Origin of the sequence: Bacillus sp. NPDC094064, assembly GCF_050279585.1 — a bacterium.
Taxonomy (GTDB): domain Bacteria; phylum Bacillota; class Bacilli; order Bacillales; family Bacillaceae_G; genus Bacillus_A.
Window position 1 is genome coordinate 20,154 of record NZ_JBNNUI010000017.1, and the last position, 21,566, is coordinate 41,719.

Annotated in this window: 21 protein-coding genes; 1 reads left to right on the plus strand and 20 read right to left on the minus strand. The window is 35.8% G+C overall.

Annotation, left to right across the window (positions count from 1 at the left end; all coding sequences use genetic code 11):
* Nucleotides 1–21: 21 nt before the first annotated feature.
* The 20 genes from ACQKNI_RS25470 to metG form a co-directional block, all read right to left on the minus strand.
* A complete protein-coding gene (locus ACQKNI_RS25470) occupies nt 22–297 on the minus strand; it encodes an RNA-binding S4 domain-containing protein (protein WP_088233034.1) in 276 nt (91 codons plus the stop codon).
* A 14-nt stretch (nt 298–311) separates the two neighbouring features.
* Nucleotides 312–1,772 carry a nucleoside triphosphate pyrophosphohydrolase gene (gene mazG, locus ACQKNI_RS25475; RefSeq protein ID WP_280147498.1) on the minus strand — a complete coding sequence of 487 codons (1,461 nt, stop codon included), beginning with the start codon at nt 1,770–1,772 and terminating at the stop codon, nt 312–314.
* 12 nt (nt 1,773–1,784) lie between these two features.
* Complete coding sequence (locus tag ACQKNI_RS25480) at nt 1,785–3,386, minus strand: putative polysaccharide biosynthesis protein (RefSeq protein WP_088233032.1); 1,602 nt, start codon at nt 3,384–3,386, stop codon at nt 1,785–1,787.
* Between the two features lie 231 nt (nt 3,387–3,617).
* On the minus strand, nt 3,618–4,154 hold the full coding sequence (spoVT, locus tag ACQKNI_RS25485; protein WP_000648302.1) for a stage V sporulation protein T: 537 nt from the start codon (nt 4,152–4,154) through the stop codon (nt 3,618–3,620).
* Between the two features lie 135 nt (nt 4,155–4,289).
* On the minus strand, nt 4,290–7,820 hold the full coding sequence (gene mfd, locus ACQKNI_RS25490) for a transcription-repair coupling factor (protein ID WP_088233031.1): 3,531 nt from the start codon (nt 7,818–7,820) through the stop codon (nt 4,290–4,292).
* Nucleotides 7,821–7,925: 105 nt separating this feature from the next.
* Nucleotides 7,926–8,150, minus strand: coding sequence for an anti-sigma-F factor Fin family protein (locus tag ACQKNI_RS25495; RefSeq protein ID WP_000399441.1), 225 nt, complete (start codon nt 8,148–8,150; stop codon nt 7,926–7,928).
* A 70-nt stretch (nt 8,151–8,220) separates the two neighbouring features.
* Complete coding sequence (gene pth / locus ACQKNI_RS25500) at nt 8,221–8,781, minus strand: aminoacyl-tRNA hydrolase (RefSeq protein WP_088233030.1); 561 nt, start codon at nt 8,779–8,781, stop codon at nt 8,221–8,223.
* Between the two features lie 73 nt (nt 8,782–8,854).
* The gene (locus tag ACQKNI_RS25505; RefSeq protein ID WP_000107420.1) at nt 8,855–9,808 is read right to left on the minus strand and encodes a ribose-phosphate diphosphokinase; all 954 of its coding nucleotides are present in this window, start codon (nt 9,806–9,808) and stop codon (nt 8,855–8,857) included.
* 18 nt (nt 9,809–9,826) lie between these two features.
* Nucleotides 9,827–11,206 carry a bifunctional UDP-N-acetylglucosamine diphosphorylase/glucosamine-1-phosphate N-acetyltransferase GlmU gene (gene glmU / locus ACQKNI_RS25510; RefSeq protein WP_088233029.1) on the minus strand — a complete coding sequence of 460 codons (1,380 nt, stop codon included), beginning with the start codon at nt 11,204–11,206 and terminating at the stop codon, nt 9,827–9,829.
* Between the two features lie 321 nt (nt 11,207–11,527).
* Entirely contained in the window at nt 11,528–11,821 is a 294-nt protein-coding gene (spoVG, locus tag ACQKNI_RS25515; protein WP_000454042.1) for a septation regulator SpoVG, read from the minus strand.
* A 152-nt stretch (nt 11,822–11,973) separates the two neighbouring features.
* A complete protein-coding gene (locus ACQKNI_RS25520; protein WP_088233028.1) occupies nt 11,974–12,348 on the minus strand; it encodes a RidA family protein in 375 nt (124 codons plus the stop codon).
* Between the two features lie 123 nt (nt 12,349–12,471).
* A complete protein-coding gene (purR, locus tag ACQKNI_RS25525) occupies nt 12,472–13,320 on the minus strand; it encodes a pur operon repressor (protein WP_088233027.1) in 849 nt (282 codons plus the stop codon).
* Between the two features lie 54 nt (nt 13,321–13,374).
* On the minus strand, nt 13,375–14,244 hold the full coding sequence (gene ispE, locus ACQKNI_RS25530) for a 4-(cytidine 5'-diphospho)-2-C-methyl-D-erythritol kinase (protein ID WP_140417517.1): 870 nt from the start codon (nt 14,242–14,244) through the stop codon (nt 13,375–13,377).
* A 196-nt stretch (nt 14,245–14,440) separates the two neighbouring features.
* Complete coding sequence (gene sspF / locus ACQKNI_RS25535; RefSeq protein WP_001985066.1) at nt 14,441–14,620, minus strand: acid-soluble spore protein SspF; 180 nt, start codon at nt 14,618–14,620, stop codon at nt 14,441–14,443.
* Nucleotides 14,621–14,711: 91 nt separating this feature from the next.
* Nucleotides 14,712–14,975, minus strand: a complete 264-nt coding sequence (gene veg / locus ACQKNI_RS25540; protein ID WP_088233025.1) for a biofilm formation stimulator Veg — start codon at nt 14,973–14,975, stop codon at nt 14,712–14,714.
* 236 nt (nt 14,976–15,211) lie between these two features.
* Complete coding sequence (gene yabG / locus ACQKNI_RS25545; protein WP_088233024.1) at nt 15,212–16,075, minus strand: sporulation peptidase YabG; 864 nt, start codon at nt 16,073–16,075, stop codon at nt 15,212–15,214.
* Nucleotides 16,076–16,185: 110 nt separating this feature from the next.
* A complete protein-coding gene (gene rsmA, locus ACQKNI_RS25550) occupies nt 16,186–17,064 on the minus strand; it encodes a 16S rRNA (adenine(1518)-N(6)/adenine(1519)-N(6))-dimethyltransferase RsmA (RefSeq protein ID WP_088233023.1) in 879 nt (292 codons plus the stop codon).
* Nucleotides 17,061–17,618 carry a ribonuclease M5 gene (rnmV, locus tag ACQKNI_RS25555; RefSeq protein ID WP_000692829.1) on the minus strand — a complete coding sequence of 186 codons (558 nt, stop codon included), beginning with the start codon at nt 17,616–17,618 and terminating at the stop codon, nt 17,061–17,063. Before rnmV ends, rsmA begins: the two co-directional genes overlap by 4 nt.
* 209 nt (nt 17,619–17,827) lie before the next feature.
* Nucleotides 17,828–18,595 carry a TatD family hydrolase gene (locus ACQKNI_RS25560; RefSeq protein WP_088233022.1) on the minus strand — a complete coding sequence of 256 codons (768 nt, stop codon included), beginning with the start codon at nt 18,593–18,595 and terminating at the stop codon, nt 17,828–17,830.
* Between the two features lie 166 nt (nt 18,596–18,761).
* Nucleotides 18,762–20,771 carry a methionine--tRNA ligase gene (gene metG / locus ACQKNI_RS25565; RefSeq protein WP_098356789.1) on the minus strand — a complete coding sequence of 670 codons (2,010 nt, stop codon included), beginning with the start codon at nt 20,769–20,771 and terminating at the stop codon, nt 18,762–18,764.
* A gap of 493 nt (nt 20,772–21,264) precedes the next feature.
* Here metG and ACQKNI_RS25570 point away from each other — a divergent pair, with 493 nt between their 5' ends.
* On the plus strand, nt 21,265–21,549 hold the full coding sequence (locus ACQKNI_RS25570) for an AbrB/MazE/SpoVT family DNA-binding domain-containing protein (protein ID WP_000843036.1): 285 nt from the start codon (nt 21,265–21,267) through the stop codon (nt 21,547–21,549).
* Nucleotides 21,550–21,566: the final 17 nt, after the last annotated feature.

The following is a 21,566-nucleotide window of genomic DNA, read 5'->3' on the forward strand; positions in this document are numbered from 1 at the left end:
TGTATGGAAGGATAACCAATTTTAGAACAAGCCTTCTTCCGCTTTTACTTTTTCTTCGCGAATTAAGCTATACATATTTGCTGCATCTTCTTTTTTAGTCGTTTCTTTCAATTCATTTATTTTTACAGTTACTATTTTTTGACCAAAACGAATTGTTAATTCATCAGCCACTTTCACATCTGAACTTGCTTTTGCCACTTGACCATTAATTGATATTCTTCCTTGGTCAGCTACTTCTTTCGCTAATGTTCTTCTTTTAATTAAACGTGATACTTTTAAAAACTTATCTAGACGCATATAAAATCCCCCTATTAACGCTCTGTTTGTTTTGCCTCTTCCCATAAAACATCTAACTGTTCTAGTGATAAATCTTGCATTTCTTTATTCATTTCAGCTACTTTTGCTTCCATGTATAAAAAACGACCGATAAATTTCTCATTAGTTGAACGTAACGCCTCTTCTGGGTCTATTTTATAATGGCGGGCTATATTAACAAACGCAAATAATAAATCACCAAATTCACCTAACATCTTTTCCACATCCATGTTCACAACTTCTTGTTGGAACTCTTGCCATTCTTCTATGGCTTTTTCAATCATCGGTTGCACATCTGCCCAATCAAATCCTACCTTGCCGGCTTCCTTCTGAATTTCATAAGCACGTAGTAGCTGCGGCAAACTTTTTGGAACTCCATTTAAAACAGATTCTTTCACAGATCCTTTTTCTTGTTTTTTAATTTCTTCCCAATTAGCAATCACTTCATCGGCATTATTTACATCCGTATTTCCAAATACATGTGGATGGCGACGAACCATTTTCTCAGATAGAGTTCGAATAATATCATCTATAGAGAACCAACCTTCATCCTCCCCAATTTGGGCATGAAGCATAACTTGTAATAATACATCGCCTAGTTCCTCTACTAAATGATCATCGTCCTCTTCATCAATTGCTTCTAATACTTCATAAGCTTCCTCAATTAAATACTTCTTTAAAGATTGATGTGTTTGCTTTTTATCCCACGGACAACCATTTGGCCCACGAAGGTCTGCAATAATTTCTCTAAGCACATCAAACTGTTGATACAAGGACGCACGTTCCTGAACTGGTGGTACATATACACTCGTTAAATTATTCAATTCTGTTTCATGATCTAACATGTACAATGGTACCTTTTTAACTTGTTCGAACGAAGTTCCTGCAGCTGTTACGATATACACTTCATAATCATCCGGTAACATTTCCATTAATGTTAACTTCACATCTGAAGCAACGAACGCATCATACACTTGGCAAAAGATTAAATGTTGACGTAATTCTAATTGCCCTCTTTCAAATGATGTAGCGTCAATTAGTTGGAACCCTTCAATCGGATCGATTTTCAGACTTGCGAACATCGGATCAAGGAAGCTTTGTCCACCTTCAATCCGCACTTCAACATTTGCTATTTCTCCTTTTTCCAACAGTAGCTGAACTGTTCTTTCCGCTACTAGCGGGTGCCCTGGAACAGCGTAGATGATTTCTGTACCTTTAGCTTGTTCTAGCAATGTATTCGCAATTGTTTCATATACAATTTCAAATGTATCATGCGCTTCATATACATTGTCAAAAGCCGTATATTGTATACCTTCGCTCTCTAATTCTTCTATAACGGGATGTTCCTTCGTTCTAACAAACATATGATCCGCTTCTTTTATTTTTCGATATACACCCATCGTTAACTGATCTAACTCACCAGCACCTAGGCCCAAAATAGTAATGATTCCACTCACAATCTGCCACCTCTATCCACTCTTCTTCAATGAACCTTCTTTTTTCTCTTGTTTCATAACAGTTCCTAGCTCTTTTTTTGTAAATACACGTAATTTTAAAATGAAAAACAAATATGTTGATCCGCCGATGGCTACACCTAATAACGCTTCAAGTGTTGCAATTCCTCTATGCCCTGCATCAATTACTAATCCAGACATTTGCAACACACGGATAAACATTATTAATACAAATCCCATACCAATACCACTAATAACTACACCTAGCATATTCCGCTTATCGATAAGCGATTCCGATACTGCTCGCATAAGTAGTACACTATTTAGCATTGAAATGACAATTAGCGCAACTAAGGTTGCAATTGCAGCTCCCTTCACACCAAAATGCGGCATTAGTATGTAGTTTAAGGCTAACTTTAAACTACCCCCAAATACAACAAATATTGCTGGTTTTAACGTTTGTCCCAAACCTTGTAAAATAGAAGCGGTTGTAATTGACAATGAACTAAATAAAATAGATAAAGATAAAATGGATAAAACATCTGATCCATCACTATTTTCAAACAACATAATATTCGTAGGTTGAATAATACAAGTTAATCCAATGGCAGCTGCAAATCCAATTACGAACGTTATTTTCATTGCTAACTTTACCTTTTCTTGAATAAAGGAAAGATCTCCTCTTTCCTTAGCTGCTGTAATAATCGGAATAAGTGACAACGAGAAAGAAGTTGTCACGACAGTGCCTAGCTGCATGAGAGGGATACTTCTGTCATAGACACCTTTTAATACCTTTGCACTTTCAGCTTGTTCTCCCGCCCCAATAAGTAAAGAATAAAAGGAAACAGAATCAGCCATTTGTATAAAAATAAGCACCAAGTTACTAACACAAATTGCTAATCCTTGCCAAAAAAGGATTTTAATTATCCTTCCTTTCCCCCTAATATTCTTCAAACTTTTGAAGAATATAGAACGAAAATCACGACGCATATAAAGTAAAAGTACAATAATCCCAATCAGTCCACCCGCAATTGAACCTAACATAGCACCTGCACCAACTGTATATAAATCAAATCCGTGAGCAATTAGAAATAGGGATAAAAATACAATAATAGAAACCCGAATGGTTTGTTCTATCACTTGCGAAACAGCCGTTGGCATCATATTATTAAACCCCTGAAAATATCCTCTTGCTACAGATAAAAATGGCATCAATATGAATGAAAACGAAATAACACGTAATAACTTATCTAAGTGTATATCGCCCATAGCTGTTGCAATTGTTTCAGCGCCAAAGAACAATGTAAAAAAGCCTATGAAACCAATTCCTAATAAAAACCAAAAAGATACACAAATAATTTCTTCTGCTTCTTTTTGCTTCCCTCGCTCTAATCGTTCCGCGACCATTTTTGAAATTATAATAGGGAACCCATAAGTAGCTAAAATTAAACAAAATCCATAAAAAGGATAAATTTGTTGGTAAATATAAAATCCAATATCACCCGCTATATTTTGATATGGAATACGGTAAAAAGCGCTTAATACTTTCGTAATAAAACTTGCGATTGTTAATATAATAGCCCCACGCCAAAAGGCTTGATACTTCTTCGCTTCCATACAAGAAAACTCCTTTTTCTATTCTCACCCCTCGTATTATATCATAAAGAAAAGAACAAGCTCCCTTACCCCAACGAGTGATAATAAGTTCATGCAACACTAGAAAATGTTCAACGAAAAAAGGTAGCAAAGCGCTACCTTTTTTCAATATACATATATCTCCAAATAATTGATTTCTCAAAAAGAAATATCATAATTAGGAAAGATTGCTACTTCTAAAATTATATATTCTTACTGTTCCATTTGTTTCGCTAAGAAACTGGCCGCAGTATTGACCGCTTTATGCTCTATTTCACTTATAATAGCTTCTTTTGAAAAAATGATGACAGCTCCAATTGGGTCTCCATTTGCAACAATCGGTCCAACTGTATAAGAATGAACCTTTTCTGTTACACCATCGATAATGGAAATATCACTTTCGTCCGTCATAATAACAGACTTTCGTTCTTCCATCGTTTTTTCAATTAGATCCCCTACACTTTTATTTAAGTATTCTTTTTTGGATACACCTGATACTGCGATAATAGAATCTCGATCGCACACAAGCACATTATGTCCTAAACTATCGTATAAAGCATCTGCATATTCTTTTGCAAAATCACCTAATTCACTAATTGGAGAATATTTCTTCAAAATTACTTCCCCATCGCGATCAACAAATATTTCTAGTGGGTCTCCTTCTCGAATACGTAAAGTTCTACGAATTTCCTTCGGGATTACTACCCTGCCTAAATCATCAATTCGACGTACGATTCCAGTTGCTTTCATTCTAATGCTGCCTCACTTTCTACTGATGATCAAAGTGGTGAATTTACCTGTTCATGTAAAAATCACCAACTGTTAGACATAGTATTTTACACATTAGTTCTTCTATGCACGTCGAATTGTATTTTTTATCTTATATTAGGCATTTATTACTTCTTTTTTTACATCTGGTAAGCCTTTTAATAAATTTTCAGCAATTGTTAACCACTTTGATGTCTCTAATCCATTCGTTTTCATAACGATTTTCAATTGTGATCCTTCCATTCCAAGACCAATCATACGACCAAAACTATTTCCAAGCATGAATAATTTTCCACCATCAATATTTTGGCTCGCTTGTTCTGAGAACAGGATTGTTACTTCAAATTTATTTTGCTTAATCAACTCGATTTGTTCTTTCATTGCCAATACTTTAATATTTGCAATTTGTAATAAATAACCAACTTCTTGCGGGTAATCACCAAATCTATCGATCATTTCTTCCTGTAATTCTTCAATATCCTCGATTGTAGAAACACCTCTAAATTGTTTGTACATCATAATTTTTTGCTTACTATCTGAAATATAAGCATCTGGTAAATATGCATCTACTTCCAAGTCAATTTCAACATTAACTGTATTCTCAACTCCGTCTGTCCCTCTGCGCTGTTCAATTGCATCTTTTAACATTTGAGAATACAGGTCAAATCCGACAGAATCAATAAATCCATGTTGTTCTGCCCCTAATAAGTTACCAGCACCACGAATAGATAAGTCTCTCATCGCAATTTTGAAACCAGATCCCAGCTCTGTAAACTCTTTAATTGCTTGCAGACGCTTCTCTGCAACTTCTGATAACACTTTATCTCGTTTGTATGCAAAATATGCATATGCGACACGATTAGAACGCCCAACACGCCCACGAAGCTGATACAACTGCGATAATCCCATACGATCTGCATCGAATACAATTAATGTATTTACATTTGGAATATCTACACCCGTCTCAATAATTGTTGTACTTACAAGAACATCATGCTGCCCCTCTAAAAACGATAGCATGACAGACTCTAATTCGCTTTCGTTCATTTTTCCATGTGCGTATGTTACACGAGCATCTGGAACTAACATCGAAATTTCATCTGCTTTTCTTTCGATATCCTCCACACGGTTATACAGGAAGTAAATTTGCCCACCTCTTGCAAGTTCTCGCTCTATCGCTTCTCGCATTAATGCCGGATTATACTCTACTACATACGTTTGGACCGGGAAACGATTTTCTGGCGGTGTCTCAATAACAGACAAATCACGCACACCAAGCATAGACATATGGAGTGTACGCGGAATCGGAGTTGCCGTTAATGTTAATACGTCAACATTTGCTTTCAATTGTTTGATCTTTTCTTTATGCGTCACACCAAATCTTTGTTCTTCATCAATAATAAGGAGACCTAAATCTTTATACGTAACATCTTTAGATAAAATACGATGCGTTCCGATTACAATATCTACCGTACCATCTTTTAAGCCCTTAATCGTTTCATTTTGCTGTTTTCTCGTGCGGAATCTACTTAATAAACCTATATTAATTGGATAATCTTGAAAACGCTCTCGAATTGTTTCATAGTGTTGTTGTGCAAGGATCGTTGTCGGTACTAAAATCGCAACTTGCTTTTCATCCATAATTGCTTTAAATGCCGCACGAATAGCTACTTCCGTCTTTCCGTATCCTACGTCACCGCACAGAAGCCTATCCATCGGACGTCCGCGTTCCATATCTTTCTTAATTTCTTCAATAGAACGTAATTGATCCTCTGTCTCTTGATACGGGAAAGAAGATTCAAATTCTTGCTGTTCTGCCGTATCTGGTGTATATGCATAACCTTTTGAAGCCTCGCGCTCAGCATATAATTTAATTAAGTCATCCGCTATGTCTTGTACAGACTTTTCAACTTTTGTTTTGACTTTCTTCCAATCATTTCCGCCCAATTTATAAACTTTTGGGTCCTTACCTTCAGATCCTACATATTTTTGCACTTGGTCAATTTGTTCAATCGGAACGTATAACTTATCGTTCCCTTGATATTTGATATTCAGATAATCTTTATGAACACCATTAATCTCTAAAGTCTCAATACCTAAAAATTTACCTATACCGTGATTTACATGAACTACATAGTCTCCAACTTTTAATTCCGAATAACTTTTAATACGTTCAGCGTTAGATAACTTTTGCTTGCGTTGTGATTTTTTAACTTTCTTATGAAAAAGCTCTTTTTCAGTAATGACAACGAACTTTTGCATCGGCATTTCAAACCCTGCATGTAAATCACCTACCGCAATTTGTAACCTTCCAGGCAATAAAATATCTGTGCCTTCTACAATATCCGCTTCAATATCATAATCACTTAAAATGTGTTGTAGTTTTTTTACACGCTCATCATCTGTTCCGAGCACAACGGTCGTAAAGTGCCCTTCATTCCATCTATCAATTTCCGTTTTTAACAACTGCATCTGTCCATGGAAATCTTGCATTGTTTTACATGTCACATTCACAATGTTTTGCGGATGTGTATGTGCTATATGGCGTAAGAATAACGTTAAATATACAAAACTTCTTTTTTTATGATGAAGAAACCCCTCAAATGAGTGTGAGAAAGATAAATCTTGAATAATTGTTCCTTCGCCCAGAAGTGATATATACCATTCCGCCTCTTCTGTTTCAAGATGTGATGCTGTTTCTTGAATGCGGGAAATCTCATCTAAAATGACAACACCGTCTTCTGGTAAATAATCTATCAGACTAGCAGGTTCTTTATAGAAAATAGATAAATATTTAAACATTTGTTCTATACTTTGCCCGTTTTTCAACATTTCAATTTCATGGCTTACCGTCTCAAGGACTGTAGTCTTTAATTTATCATCGGAAAGTTTTTGCATCGTCTTAGTTAAACCTTCTTCAAGATGCTTAATTCCCGCTTTCAATTCTTCCTGTGAAAATAAAAACTCTGTTGCTGGTCCGAATCTAATACTTTCCTTTTTATCTTGAGAGCGCTGTTCATCCACATCAAATAATCGAATAGAATCGACTTCTGTGTCGAAAAATTCAATACGAAATGGTAATTCTTCAGTTAATGGATAAATATCTAATATGCCCCCACGCAAACTGAACTCCCCTGGAGCTTCTACCATTGACTTACGCTCATACCCAATATGATGTAAAGTATGCAAGAATGCATCTAAATCAATCTCTTGCCCTAGATTGATTTCAATTTGCCTTTGCTTCCACAATTCTTTTATTGGTAAAAATCTACGCAGCCCTGCAACTGGCGCTACAATAATCCCATTCTCTCCCGCAGCTAAGCGATTTAACACTTCAATGCGCTGTGCCTTCAATTCTGGACTTGCAACCCCAACTTCTGATGCTATCAATTCATTTACTGGATATAGCCACACATCTTTTTCACCAAGTAATGCCACTAAATCCTCATGTACTTTTTGTGCTTGGTATAAATTGTGCGTCACAATCAGTTGTGATTTTTTTGTTTTTTTATATAAGGCTGCCATTAATAATGAACGAGAAGATGTTGCCATACCTGATACAAGTTGCTCTTTTAAACCATCTTCTAACCCATTAATAACCGATTGTATCTCTTCATTTTTATAAAACTGCTCTAATAAGCCTATCATTTTCAAAACTCCTCTCAACATAAAGAGCAAGTTACTATATTTTATGCAAATATTTTGGAAAAAGGAAACAGAAAAATGCTTTGGACATGCCAAAGCGACAACATTTTATTGTAGAAATTTTTCATATTCATAATACTCGGGATAAGATGCGAGCGTTTCTTGACACGATTCACAAATCGTTTTTATATATATATTTCCATTCTCATGAAAATGAATCATCTCTACTACTTCTTGCTCTGTTAGTTGAAATAAAACGTCGCTATATACTTTTTCTGCGGTAACGGAGCCTACATTGCTCCCACAATGTCTGCAATAATAATACCCTTCCATACTAGCCTCCTAAATATCCAATTTCTACTAGTATGGGTGAAAATAAAATAAAATATTCCCAATCATGCCCTTAACTATTGAAAGTATTCATAATTTGAAGGAAAGGTTTTTTTAACCATTCTTCACATGCATCCGCCGCTTTTTCAATAGAATGATTGACATCAGGAATTTCTTCCGATGTAAAACGTCCTAATACGTAATCTACTACCTTCATTCCATTTTTCGGACGATCAATTCCCATACGGATACGTTGGAACTCTTGTGTTCCTAAATGCGAAATTGTTGATTTTACACCATTATGTCCACCAGCACTCCCTTTCATACGAAGGCGCAATTTACCTACAGGGATATCTAAATCATCGTACAGAACAACGAAGTCCTCAACGTCGATCTTATAGTAATCCATGAGTGGTCGAATGCTTTCCCCAGATAAATTCATATATGTAAGCGGCTTTAATAATATTACTTTTTCTCCATTAACAAATCCTGCACCGAATACTCCTTTAAATTTTTGTTCATTTAAAGAAATGTTCCAACGCTTTGCAAGTTCATCAATCGCCATAAATCCAATATTATGCCTTGTTAATTCATATTCTCTACCCGGGTTCCCAAGTCCTACTATCAATTTCATTCTTGTACCAACTACTTTCTTTTTTCGATACGAAAAGACGTAACCAAGCTTGGTTACGTCTCATTCTATCCAATTAATTGAATAATACACTTACAGATTCTTCTTCGTATACACGAATGATTGCTTCTCCGATTAATGGAGCAACTGAAAGTTCATGTACTTTGTCGATCTTCTTCTCTTCTGGTAATACGATAGAGTTTGTTACAACTAACTCTTTAATATTTGAATTTTGAATACGTTCAATTGCTGGACCAGATAATACTGGGTGCGTACAGCAAGCATATACTTCAGAAGCACCGTTCTCTACAAGAGCGTTTGCTGCTAATGTAATTGTACCAGCTGTATCAATGATGTCATCAATTAAAATTGCTGTTTTACCTTCAATATTACCAATAATGTTCATTACCTCTGATACGTTCGGACGAGGACGACGCTTATCAATAATAGCAATTGGTGCTTTTAGGCGATCTGCCATTTTTCGAGCACGAGTTACACCACCGTGGTCAGGAGACACGATTACGATATCTTTAAGACCTTTTGTTTCAAAGTAATCTGAAAGAATCGGTACACCCATTAAGTGGTCGATTGGGATATCAAAGAACCCTTGAATTTGTGGAGCATGTAAATCTAGAGTGATTACACGAGTTGCACCTGCTGTTTCAAGCAAGTTTGCTACAAGTTTCGATGTAATTGGTTCACGAGAACGCGCTTTACGGTCTTGACGCGCATAACCATAGTAAGGAATAACAATATTAATTGTTTTTGCAGATGCACGTTTTAATGCATCGATCATAATAAGTAATTCCATGATATGTTCGTTTACTGGGAAGCTTGTAGATTGAATAATGAATACATCGCAACCACGGATACTTTCTTCAATGTTAATTTGAACTTCTCCATCACTAAAACGATCAACAGAACATTTTCCTAGTCCTACCCCAATATGCTTTGCAATTTGCTCGGCAAGTTCCTTATTAGAGTTTAAAGAGAATACTTTCAAATTAGAATTTAGATATTGAGTCGACATCTAGATTAACCCTCCACATTATGATTTTTTCTTATTCAGCAATTGATCAACATAGTCTTCTTTGTTAACTTGACGTGCACGTGCTACTGATAATGCCTTTGATGGAACATCCTCTGTGATTGTAGAGCCTGCTGCTACATAAGCACCATCTTCAACTGTTACTGGCGCAACAAGATTTGAATTGCATCCAATAAATACCCCGTTACCAATCACAGTTTTGAATTTATTCTTGCCATCATAGTTCACCGTAATTGAACCACAACCAAGATTCACGTCTTCTCCAACTTGTGCATCCCCGATATAACTTAAGTGTGAAGCTTTACTTCTATTACCAAAAACAGTTTTTTTGATTTCCACGAAGTTTCCAACGCGTACTTCATCTCCAATAACTGAATCTGGGCGAATATGTGCAAATGGACCAACCGCTACTTCTGTACCAAGTTTACTATCATGTACAGTCGATTGACGAATTGTCGTACGATCTCCAATTTCACTATCGCGAATTACTGTATGTGGCCCAATTTCACAATCAGAACCAATTACAGTATTACCCTCAATAACTGTTCCTGGATGAAGAACTGTATCACTACCGATAATTGCATCGGCAGAAATATATGTGTTACTTGGATCGATAATTGTAACACCATTTACCATGTTCTTTCGATTGATACGGTTTTTCATAATAACTTCCGCTTGCGATAGAGCGACTCTGTCGTTAACACCTAACGTTTCATCGAAGTGCTCCGTTTGATAAGCTGATACAATATGACCTTCATTTTTTAAAATCTCAATAACATCTGGCAGGTAGTATTCACCTTGTACGTTATCATTTGAAACTTTAGAAAGTGAAGCGAATAAAGCTTTATTATCAAAACAATACGTACCCGTATTGATTTCTTTAATAGCTAATTCTTTCTCATTTGCATCCTTATGCTCAACAATCTTTTCAACATGACCATTCTCATTACGAACGATACGACCATATCCAGCAGGTTCTTCTATGTAAGCTGTTAGCACCGTTGCCATTGCCCCTGCTTCTTTATGTTGCTGAAGTAATGCTTCCATCGTTTCAGCAGTTATTAGCGGCGTATCGCCACAAATAACTAAAGTTGTTCCTTCTTCATTTGCAAGTACACTCGCAGCTTGATCTACAGCATGCGCTGTACCAAGTTGTTCTGCTTGTAATGCAAACTCACTTACGTTTCCTAGCTGTTCTTGTACCATTTCAGCACCATGTCCCACGACTGTTACAAGTTTCTGCAATCCTAATTGAGATACTTGATCGACAACATGTTGTACCATAGGTTTTCCACATACAGGATGAAGCACTTTGTATAGCTTAGACTTCATACGTGTGCCTTTACCTGCAGCTAGAATCACTGCAAATCTGTTTGACATATAGACCCTCCATCGCAACCTATTTATCCATTAACGATATTATCCTAAATCATCATATATTTCAAGAAACACATTTTAACTATTAAATTTTACCATAATTCTTATAAGATGTTTTACTCTTTAGTATCTTTTTTAAGAAATAAGCTATACTATTTAAAATGATTTTGAAAAAATTAGAAGTTTCTCTTCTTCACCTTAATAAATTTCGAATTTTCTGGATTTCGAATGTATAAAAACAAAAAAACAAACCCCTGTAAATACTTACAGGGGTTTGTTACAAAATTATAAGACTTTCTTTCAAAAGCCCTTTTCATTCGAATTTTACGAAGCACCTGCTTCTTCAAACTCAACCTCTTCTAACTCGCCTAAACGGTGATACTCTGTTAAAACCGCATCTTGAATTTTAGAGCGTGTATTAGAATTAATTGGATGTGCAATGTCACGGAATTCTCCATCTGGAGTACGTTTACTTGGCATTGCTACAAATAATCCATTATTACCATCAATTACACGAATATCATGAACAACAAATTCATGGTCTAGGGTAATAGAGGCAATTGCTCTCATGCGGCCTTCTGTGTTTACGCGGCGTAATCTTACGTCAGTTACTTCCATCTTGTGTTCACCACCCTTTTCTAAATAAGCGATATATTTGTATAAATTCCACAAAATTTCTATTTTCCCTTTAATTTTTTAAAAATTTTTAAGATAAAAATTTTTAACACAGTTGAATATAAAGATTAATAGAGGTTATCGCTTACAAAGACTTACTTAACTAGGGCAATTACTTCGATTTCAACTGAAACATCTTTCGGTAATTTTGCTACTTGTACACAAGAACGCGCTGGTTTATGAGTAGAGAAATAAGAACCGTATACTTCATTAACAGCATTAAAGTCATCCATATCTTTTAAGAATACTGTTGTTTTTACTACTGTATCAAATGAAGCGCCCGCTTCTTCTAATACGGCTTGTAAATTTTCAAATACTTGCTCTGTTTGTACTGTCACATCTCCTGCTACAAGCTCTCCGCCTGCAGTTAATGGAATTTGTCCTGAACTGTAAAACATATTATTTACAATAATCCCTTGTGAATAAGGTCCAATCGCTTGTGGTGCCTTGCTTGTTTGAACAACTTTCATATTTTTCACCCTTTTATTATTTATTTTTACTCTTTAAAAATAGTGCACGAAAAGCAGTTTGTCCATCTATTTTATAATTTATAAATAGAATAAAAAAAGATAAAGCTATACGCTTTACCTTTTTTACTCAGCCTCTACAATTCCTTCATCAAATGGTGCCAGTGAATAATTTCCCTTTTCCACCTGAATTGCTTTTTCTTTCACATCAACTTCTGACAGACGAATTAATGATACAAAATTACTAATCAATCGCTCTTCGATGTCCGTAGATTCTACTAATACTCCAATACCGACAACATTAGCCTTAAACTCTTCTAACATACTCATCATACCTTGAATTGTTCCGCCAGCTTTCATGAAGTCATCAATAATTAAAACATTTGATCCCTCTGGAAGGCTACGCTTTGCTAATGTCATTGTTTGAATTCTCTTAGAAGAACCTGATACATAGTTAATACTAACAGTAGGTCCTTCTGTTACCTTATTGTCTTTTCTCGCAATTACTACCGGTACATCTAAGTAGTTTGCCACTGCATAAGCAAGTGGAATTCCTTTTGTCGCTACCGTCATAACCGCGTCAACTGGTTGCCTAGCAAAAACAGAAGCAAACAAGCGACCTGCTCCATTAATGTAGCGAGGATTGCTTAAAAGATCTGTCATATATAAGTAACCGCCAGGCAAAATACGACCTGGATTTTCAAATAAGCTACAAAGCTCACCAATAATTAGGTCTGCCTCTTCTTCACTTATATATGGTATATATTTCACTCCTCCTGCTGCTCCTGGTATCGTTTGCAATGTGCCGACCCCTTGTTGTTCAAACGTTTGCTTAATAATAACTAAATCTTCACTAATGGAAGACTTAGCTGATTGATACCTTTCAGCAAAAAAAGTGAGAGAAACTAGCTGACGAGGGTTTTGTAACAAGTAATACGTCATATCGACCAGCCTTGTACTTCGTCTAATTTTCATACTCTCACCTCAAATCACGAATATTCTAAACAAATCATAACGTATTATACGTCTTTATTCAAGCGTTTCTCGCTCTCCTAATAAACGTACTGCATATACTTGTTCACAAAATCCTTTTAATCCGTTATAAATCCGATGCATTCGCGAATCATGGTGTACAAGGCCGAATACAGTTGGACCACTTCCACTCATTAATACAGCATCTGCTCCAAATCGCTTCATCTGTGCTTTAATACGAGCAACTTCAGGATGCATCTTAAATGTTACATCTTCTAAAACGTTACCAACAGTATTACAAATCCCTTTGTAATCTCCAGCGTTTATAACATCAACCATTTTATCTACATTTGGATGTGTAACTCGATTTAATTTTAAATTTCCATACACATCAGCAGTAGATACACCAATATGTGGTTTCGCCAAAATAACCCAACAAGAAGGTGGAGTCTTTATATGCTCAATTTTCTCTCCTCTTCCAGTGGCAATTGCGGTCCCTCCGTATACACAGAACGATACATCTGATCCAATTTCTGATCCAAGCTTTGCTAATTCGTCAATTGTAAGTCCTAAATTCCATAATTTATTAAGACCACGTAATGTCGCTGCTGCATCACTACTTCCACCTGCTAATCCAGCTGCTACTGGAATCGTTTTTTCAATCGTAATAGATACACCTTTTTTTACATTAAACTTCTCTTTTAATAATTTCGCTGCTTGATAAGCTAAATTTCGTTGGTCGTCTGGGACATACCGATTATGGGATAAAATTTCAATACGGTCTTCTGCTAATTCCGTTAGTTCTAAACGATCCGCTAAATCAATTGTTGTCATAATCATTTTCACTTCATGATATCCGTCTTGTCTTTTTCCCAGTACATCTAACGACAGATTAATCTTTGCTGGTGCTTTCACTAGTAGCTTCAATCTATTCACCCACTCTATGTACTCAATCTTTTATCGTTTATTTTACCATAAATTTATAGTAAGACGATGACACTTCCCTAATTATAACGAAAAGCATTCAGAATGAAACTACTTATGTCAAATGATGGCACCTTTTAGCGTGCAAAAAGCCGAGGAATCTCTCCTCGGCTACCGTAGCATAGAAAGTATCTTACAACTACTGGTTTTGTTTCATTAATTGCTGTTCAGCAATTTCTATAGCACGTTTCACCATATTACCAGCATCTTTCGCACGAATTCCGCCCCATCCTTCTTTCTGAACAACATCATAAAAGCCAAGCTCTTTTGCAAGCTCTTCTTTAAATTGATTTGACATGACTCCTCTTCGTCTACTCAATGCAGAGTCCCTCCTTATTTTGCTACGGTATAATTAGTATGCAAAATAATATAGCCTTTCATTTATGGGAATATATGTAACAAATAACACATCAATTATAAAATGCTTCATTCTGGGGTTCATCATAAAATGTTAACTCTACTGTCTCTGTTAAAACATCTGCATAACTATACGATACACGTTGCAATGCGTCTTCTTGCTGATCTAATTGTACAACAAAGACAGAACGATACGTTTCTGCAAGTACACCCGATTGCTCCACAGTTTTTCTTCTTCCACTATTCGCCTTTAACATAAGTCGCTGTCCAAGATGGTGATCTAATTCGTTTTTAATATCATCTAAACGTTTTGACATATCCCTTGCTACACCTCGCTGTAATTTAGATTGAACACTTAAAACACGATATCTATCCCAATGATTAACCGCAATTCACAGCTAATATCATTATAAAAGCATTCTGCGTTTGAATAGATAGAAGAAATACTATATTGTAAAAGTATCATTACGTAGTCTGTACGTTCTTGCCTCTTTTTATCCAAGTTCATTCAAATCCTTTCCATACAAAAAAGCAAGATACGTATGTATCCTGCTTATTCTTCATAATGTTGAAAGGGTAACCCAGTTCGTAAAATCCCTCTCGTTTCAATTCCGCCTAGTCCCTTTTCACCAGTAATCGTATTACGTACAACATCCCATACGTTTACTCTCTCCATAAATGAAGTAAAACTAATTTTACCAACCACATATACAGGATCTAATGCATGAATATTAATCCTGGATGGAGAACTAGCGAAGTTAGCACCTGCTCGAATTAACGCCTCAAAATGCGATTGACACGCCCCTGCAAAAATAACGAGTTGATCCAATGATGGATATTTTTTTCGCACTTCTCTAACAGCCTGTACAAAATGCCTCGAGTGCCTATATGCTGCTAAATCTCCCTTTACCCCTTTTGACTTTGTATACGCATCATGGCCTGTAATAACTAAAATGTCTGGACGAAAATGATCGATTAAATCTACTACCTTTTCATGCATCTCTGTTTCCTTACAATGAATACCTTGTACAGGAACACCAATTTTATTATATAAATCTAAGCACTTGCGCAAGTATAACGGATCTCCATCTATATGCAATACACGCCCTGGCATTTGAAAATAATTCACTTCACTTGTGTACCCACCAGTTGAAGTGTGTTCATGCCTTTGTTTCATCAATACATAATCTTGTTGAAATAAACGGTACGTACGCTCCATCGTTTCTTTTTCACGCTTTACTCTATTTTTATGTTCTCGTTGATCTATACTAACTAAATCTTCAAGTGGTGCATCTGCTACAAGTCTAATTTCTTCTCCAAACAATATTGCTGTTTCACCTTTTATTTCTATAATACGAAAAAGGATATCCCTATTATGAGAATATCGTTCCACTAATTCTCCAACATGTAAAGCCATTCTCCTACCCCCAAACTCATTAGGCCATCTTACCTGTTTTTAAAGTATGAATTTAGGAGCATAAAGGTGACAAAAGGGACAGCTCGACTTGAGCTGTCCCTTTTATATTCTTATGATAATTTATGAAGAACTAATGCATTACTTAATGTTGCAAATTCTTCGATAGATAGCGTTTCGCCTCTGCGCTTTGGATCAATTCCTACATCTGTTAAAATTCGATCCAACAGCTCTTTATCTTTTGGGAAACCATTTAAATTATTTGATAAATTATTCATTAAAGTTTTACGACGCTGTGCGAAACTTGCTCGTACTACTTCAAAGAAGAACGTCTCATCTGTCACTTCTACAACTGGCTTCGGGCGCTTTAGAAGACGAATAATCGCGGAATCCACATTTGGTTGTGGTACAAACACTGTACGCGGTACAGTCATAACGGTTTCTACCTCTGTATAATACTGAATCGCAATTGATAAAGAACCATATTCTTTCGTTCCAGGTTTAGCTGCTAAACGATCTCCAACTTCTTTTTGCATCATAACAACAAATCCACGAACCGGTAATTTTTCTTCAAGCAATTTAAATAAAATTGGCGTTGTAATATAGTATGGTAAGTTAGCTACTACCATTACATCTTGTCCTTCTTCAAATTGCTCACTAAACACTTCATGTACATCTGCCTTTAGTACATCTTTATTTATAACAGTAACATTGCTATACGGAGCTAACGTCTCATCTAAAATTGGTAATAATCTCTGATCAATTTCAAAGGCCACTACCTTTTTAGCACGCTTCGCTAATTGTTCTGTTAACGCACCGATACCTGGTCCAATTTCAATTGCACCACTTTCTGACCCGATTTCTGCGTGATCAACGATACGATTTAATACATTTGTATCAATTAAAAAATTTTGCCCTAAACTTTTTTTGAATGAAAATCCATACTTTTCAACAATGTCTTTTGTACGATTTGGCGTTGCGATATCCTTCATTTCTTTTCCTCCTGTATTACTTGCTTATAAGCTTCTGCAAATGATTCCTTTGAAACTTGAAACATTTGTAAACGTTTATGTAACTGTTTTGCGTTTGTGTAACCAATCTTTAATAGCTTACCCATTCTTTCTCTGCGACTCTTTGCCATTTCTCCGCCCACTAAGCCTGCATCGACTAGATCACTCCAACTAATTTCACTTGTATAAGCTTCCATTTCTTCATGTATATTCTCTAAAGCACGGCGAATGGATTCATTAGAAGCATGTTCGATTCCAACACCTTTTTTCCTCTTAGCAAGTGCCTCTTCCTTCGGTAAAAAAGCATGCTTACATCCAGGAACCTTGTCAGAAATAATTTTTCTAATACGCTCTCCAGGATAATCCGGATCTGTGAAAATAATAACGCCTCGTTTTTGCAGCGCTAATTTAACTTGTTCAATAACATGATCACCGATTGCTGAACCGTTCGTTTCAATTGTATCCGCATCAACAGCGCGTTTAATTGCAACTGTATCATCTTTACCTTCTACAACGATAATCTCTTTAATTTTCATGCTTGCCTCCACACTCGTTTCGTCTCTACTTAGTAAAACAAAAAAATGACGACTTTTCCATTATTATTTTCCCCATTCTTAGATTTTAAAAAATAGAATGGCAAAAACTTTGTTCTCTCTCTTTATTGTAACACTTCCTCATTCGCCCTTGTTTTCTCTACTATTTCGTTCCTCAAAAAATAAAAAAGAATGGGCTTCCCCATTCTTTTTTATTCAACACCAAATAAGGCTTTTGCATTCTTTGTTGTTGTTTCTGCTACCTCTTCATAAGAAATTCCTTTTAAATCCGCAATTTCTTCTGCTACGAGTTTTACATAGCTCGGTTCATTTCGTTTCCCGCGAAATGGATGTGGCGTTAAATATGGACAGTCAGTCTCAATTAACAATTTCTCTAGTGGGATCTCCACAGCAACTTCTTTCGGTTTCTTAGCATTTTTAAATGTAACTGGCCCACCCAAAGAAATTAAAAAGTTCATATCAACGCATCGCTGCGCTACTTCAACACTACCGCTAAAGCAATGCATAATGCCTCCTACTTCAGCTGCATTCTCTTCCTCTAGAATATCAACAATATCTTGAGTTGCATCGCGGTTATGTATAATAATTGGTAATTTCACCTTTTTGGCTAATGCAATTTGTTTACGGAATACTTCTTTCTGTATTTCCTTTGGTGACTTATCCCAGTGATAATCTAGGCCCATTTCTCCAATAGCAACGACTTTAGGATGGGAAGCAAGTTCTTCTAACCAAGCTAAATGTTCTTCTGTCATGTCGATTGCATCCACAGGATGCCATCCAACCGCAGCGTAAATAAAATCATAGGCTTCCGCTAATTCAATTGCTTTTTTTATCGTTACTTCATCAAATCCAACAACAACTGTATATGTAACTCCCGCTTCTTTCATTCGTGCAATAACTTCTTGTAAATCTTCTTCAAATTGCTCTGCGTTCAAATGTGAATGTGTATCAAACAACATAATACATAACTCCTTTTATATTGAAATCAAGTTTATTCTACAAAAATAAGCTCTTTAATAGCTTAACGATAACAATACTACAATTTAAATGCAAAAATAGAGTGTGTAAAAAGAAAAAAGACGCTTCACACATGTTACACGTGAAACATCTCTTTTCTTGTCTTAATTACTTGATTTTCGTACCATTCGGTAGGTTTTGGTCGATTGATGCTAACGACAATACGCCATTCTCTTCACCTGCTAAAATCATACCTTGTGATAATTCACCGCGTAATTTTACAGGCTTTAAGTTCGTTACACAAATAACCTTTTTACCTTTTAGTTCGTCTGGAGAATAGAATTTTGCAATCCCTGAAACAACTTGACGCTTTTCTGTACCTAAATCAAGCTGAATTTTTAATAACTTATCTGCTTTTTTCACAGGTTCGGCCGATATTACTTCCGCTACTCGTAATTCTACTTTGAAGAAATCATCAATTGTAATTTCTTCTGCTTTCGGTTCTTCTTCTTTTTTCTCCTCAACTTTAGGAGCAGAACCTTTCATTTGTTCTTTAATATACTCTACTTCTACTTCCATTTCTAGACGCGGGAAGATTGGTTGTCCTTTTTCTACTTTTGTTCCAGCTGGAATACAGCCAATTGCAGATAGACTTTCCCAAGATTTATGTGCTTCATCCGTAAGGCCCAGTTGAGCAAACATTTTGCTCGGTGCCACTGTTAAGAATGGCATAAGCATAATACCCGTTTGACGAAGTACTTCAGCTAAATGAGCCATTACAGAAGCTAATTTCTCACGATCATTCTCATCTTTCGCTAGTACCCATGGTTGCGTTTCATCAATATATTTATTCGTACGGCTAACCAATTGCCAAATTGAGCTTAGCGCCACAGAGAATTCCATATTCTCCATTGCTTCTTCTACTTTTTTCAATGTATCTTGTGCAAATGTTACTAATGTTTCATCAAACTCCGTTACGTTTGCTTTATATGCAGGAATTTCTCCATTAAAGTATTTATCAATCATAGCTACTGTACGGTTTAATAAGTTACCTAAGTCATTTGCTAAATCGAAGTTAATACGTTCAACAAATCCTTCTGGTGTGAACACCCCGTCAGATCCAAATGGGACTTCGCGAAGTAGGTAGTAACGTAATGCATCTAATCCGTAACGATCAATTAATGTAACTGGATCTACTACGTTTCCTTTTGATTTACTCATTTTTCCATCCTTCATTAAAATCCAACCATGAGCAAATACTTTTTTCGGAAGAGGTAAATCTAATGCCATTAAAATGATTGGCCAATAAATTGTATGGAAACGAACAATTTCTTTTCCAACTAAATGCACATCTGCTGGCCAGAATTTCTTATACTTCTCTTCATTCGCTGTTCCATATCCTAATGCGGTAATATAGTTAGATAATGCATCTACCCATACGTAAATAACGTGTTTTGGGTTACCTGGAACACGAACTCCCCAGTCAAATGACGTACGAGAAACTGCTAAATCTTCTAATCCTGGTTTAATGAAGTTATTAATCATTTCATTTTTACGAGACTCTGGTTGAATGAAATGTGGGTTATCTTCATAGAACTTTAATAGTCTGTCGACATATTTACCCATTCTAAAGAAATATGATTCTTCACGAACAAGTTCTACGTCATGCCCACTATCTGGACTTTTTCCTCCAACTACTTTATCACCTTCCATAATTGGATCTACTAATTGATGCTCCGTATAGAATGTCTCATCTTGTACTGAATACCAACCTTCATATTCATCCAGGTAAATATCACCTTGATCTACTAGTTGCTTGAAGATTTTTTCAACAACATCTTTATGACGATCTTCAGTTGTACGAATAAAATCATCATAAGAAATGTCCATTTTCTCCCAAAGTTCTTTAATTCCTGAAACAATGTTATCCACATACGCTTGTGGTGTAACATTTAATTCTTCTGCTTTCTTTTGGATTTTCTGTCCATGCTCATCAGTTCCTGTTAAATAATGGACATTGTATCCTTGCATACGCTTATATCGCGCCATCGCATCTCCTGCTACTGTCGTATAAGCATGTCCAATGTGTAATTTTCCACTTGGATAATAAATTGGGGTAGTAATATAAAAGGACTTATTTTCCTCTGTCATTGTTTTGGACCTCCCGAATAACCTCATATGTATTTATAAACAGTATATCAAAAACTCATATATAAAGTGAAACTTTAATCAGTAAGGGGTTTGTTCATCTCCGGCTGATCATTTCCTTTCACCAATTAGGCTTTTACTAACAGCAAAGCACTCACTTAACTTCTTTGCTCCAGCCTACTTTTAAGGTGCAAGTCTTACTATTCGAAAATAATGGCATAGTAACGAGCTGATGCTCAATATATGTATCATCTATTACTCATATTTCAAAAAAATATACACTCTTCACATATAATGTATAAACTTTTCGGAAAATAAAGTGAAATAATTGTAGAAATTACTCCCATTCTATTATATATAAGAAGTAAGAAATCTATAAATCTTTTTAAAAAATATAGAATTTAAGAATTGACGGAAATGTAAATGATTGGTATCATATGTCCATAGGGTATTTTGTCGAAAAATGACGAATCTAAAAATAGACTCGAAACTTATAAACTATTTCTTTAGGAGGAAAAGAATTATGAAATCTACTGGTATCGTTCGTAAAGTTGATGAATTAGGTCGTGTAGTAATTCCAATCGAATTACGCCGTACTTTAGGTATTGCAGAAAAGGATGCACTTGAAATCTACGTTGATGATGAGAAAATCATCTTAAAAAAATATAAGCCAAACATGACTTGCCAAGTAACTGGTGAAGTATCTGATGGTAACCTATCTTTAGCTGAAGGTAAAATTATCTTAAGCAAAGAAGGCGCTGAGCAAATCTTAAACGAGCTTCAAGATTATATCGAAACAGCAAAATAAGCTTCTCAATTATGAGA

Coding starts and splice junctions, on each gene's coding strand:
- ACQKNI_RS25470 (WP_088233034.1), bottom strand. CDS start 297: ATGCGTCTAGATAAGTTTTTAAAAGTATCACGTTTAATTAAAAGAAGA.
- ACQKNI_RS25480 (WP_088233032.1), bottom strand. CDS start 3,386: ATGGAAGCGAAGAAGTATCAAGCCTTTTGGCGTGGGGCTATTATATTA.
- spoVT (WP_000648302.1), bottom strand. CDS start 4,154: ATGAAAGCAACTGGAATCGTACGTCGAATTGATGATTTAGGCAGGGTA.
- mfd (WP_088233031.1), bottom strand. CDS start 7,820: ATGATAGGCTTATTAGAGCAGTTTTATAAAAATGAAGAGATACAATCG.
- ACQKNI_RS25495 (WP_000399441.1), bottom strand. CDS start 8,150: ATGGAAGGGTATTATTATTGCAGACATTGTGGGAGCAATGTAGGCTCC.
- pth (WP_088233030.1), bottom strand. CDS start 8,781: ATGAAATTGATAGTAGGACTTGGGAACCCGGGTAGAGAATATGAATTA.
- ACQKNI_RS25505 (WP_000107420.1), bottom strand. CDS start 9,808: ATGTCGACTCAATATCTAAATTCTAATTTGAAAGTATTCTCTTTAAAC.
- glmU (WP_088233029.1), bottom strand. CDS start 11,206: ATGTCAAACAGATTTGCAGTGATTCTAGCTGCAGGTAAAGGCACACGT.
- spoVG (WP_000454042.1), bottom strand. CDS start 11,821: ATGGAAGTAACTGACGTAAGATTACGCCGCGTAAACACAGAAGGCCGC.
- ACQKNI_RS25520 (WP_088233028.1), bottom strand. CDS start 12,348: ATGAAAGTTGTTCAAACAAGCAAGGCACCACAAGCGATTGGACCTTAT.
- purR (WP_088233027.1), bottom strand. CDS start 13,320: ATGAAAATTAGACGAAGTACAAGGCTGGTCGATATGACGTATTACTTG.
- veg (WP_088233025.1), bottom strand. CDS start 14,975: ATGTCAAAACGTTTAGATGATATTAAAAACGAATTAGATCACCATCTT.
- yabG (WP_088233024.1), bottom strand. CDS start 16,075: ATGGCTTTACATGTTGGAGAATTAGTGGAACGATATTCTCATAATAGG.
- rsmA (WP_088233023.1), bottom strand. CDS start 17,064: ATGAAGGATATCGCAACGCCAAATCGTACAAAAGACATTGTTGAAAAG.
- rnmV (WP_000692829.1), bottom strand. CDS start 17,618: ATGAAAATTAAAGAGATTATCGTTGTAGAAGGTAAAGATGATACAGTT.
- ACQKNI_RS25560 (WP_088233022.1), bottom strand. CDS start 18,595: ATGTTGTTTGATACACATTCACATTTGAACGCAGAGCAATTTGAAGAA.
- metG (WP_098356789.1), bottom strand. CDS start 20,771: ATGAGGTTATTCGGGAGGTCCAAAACAATGACAGAGGAAAATAAGTCC.
- ACQKNI_RS25570 (WP_000843036.1), top strand. CDS start 21,265: ATGAAATCTACTGGTATCGTTCGTAAAGTTGATGAATTAGGTCGTGTA.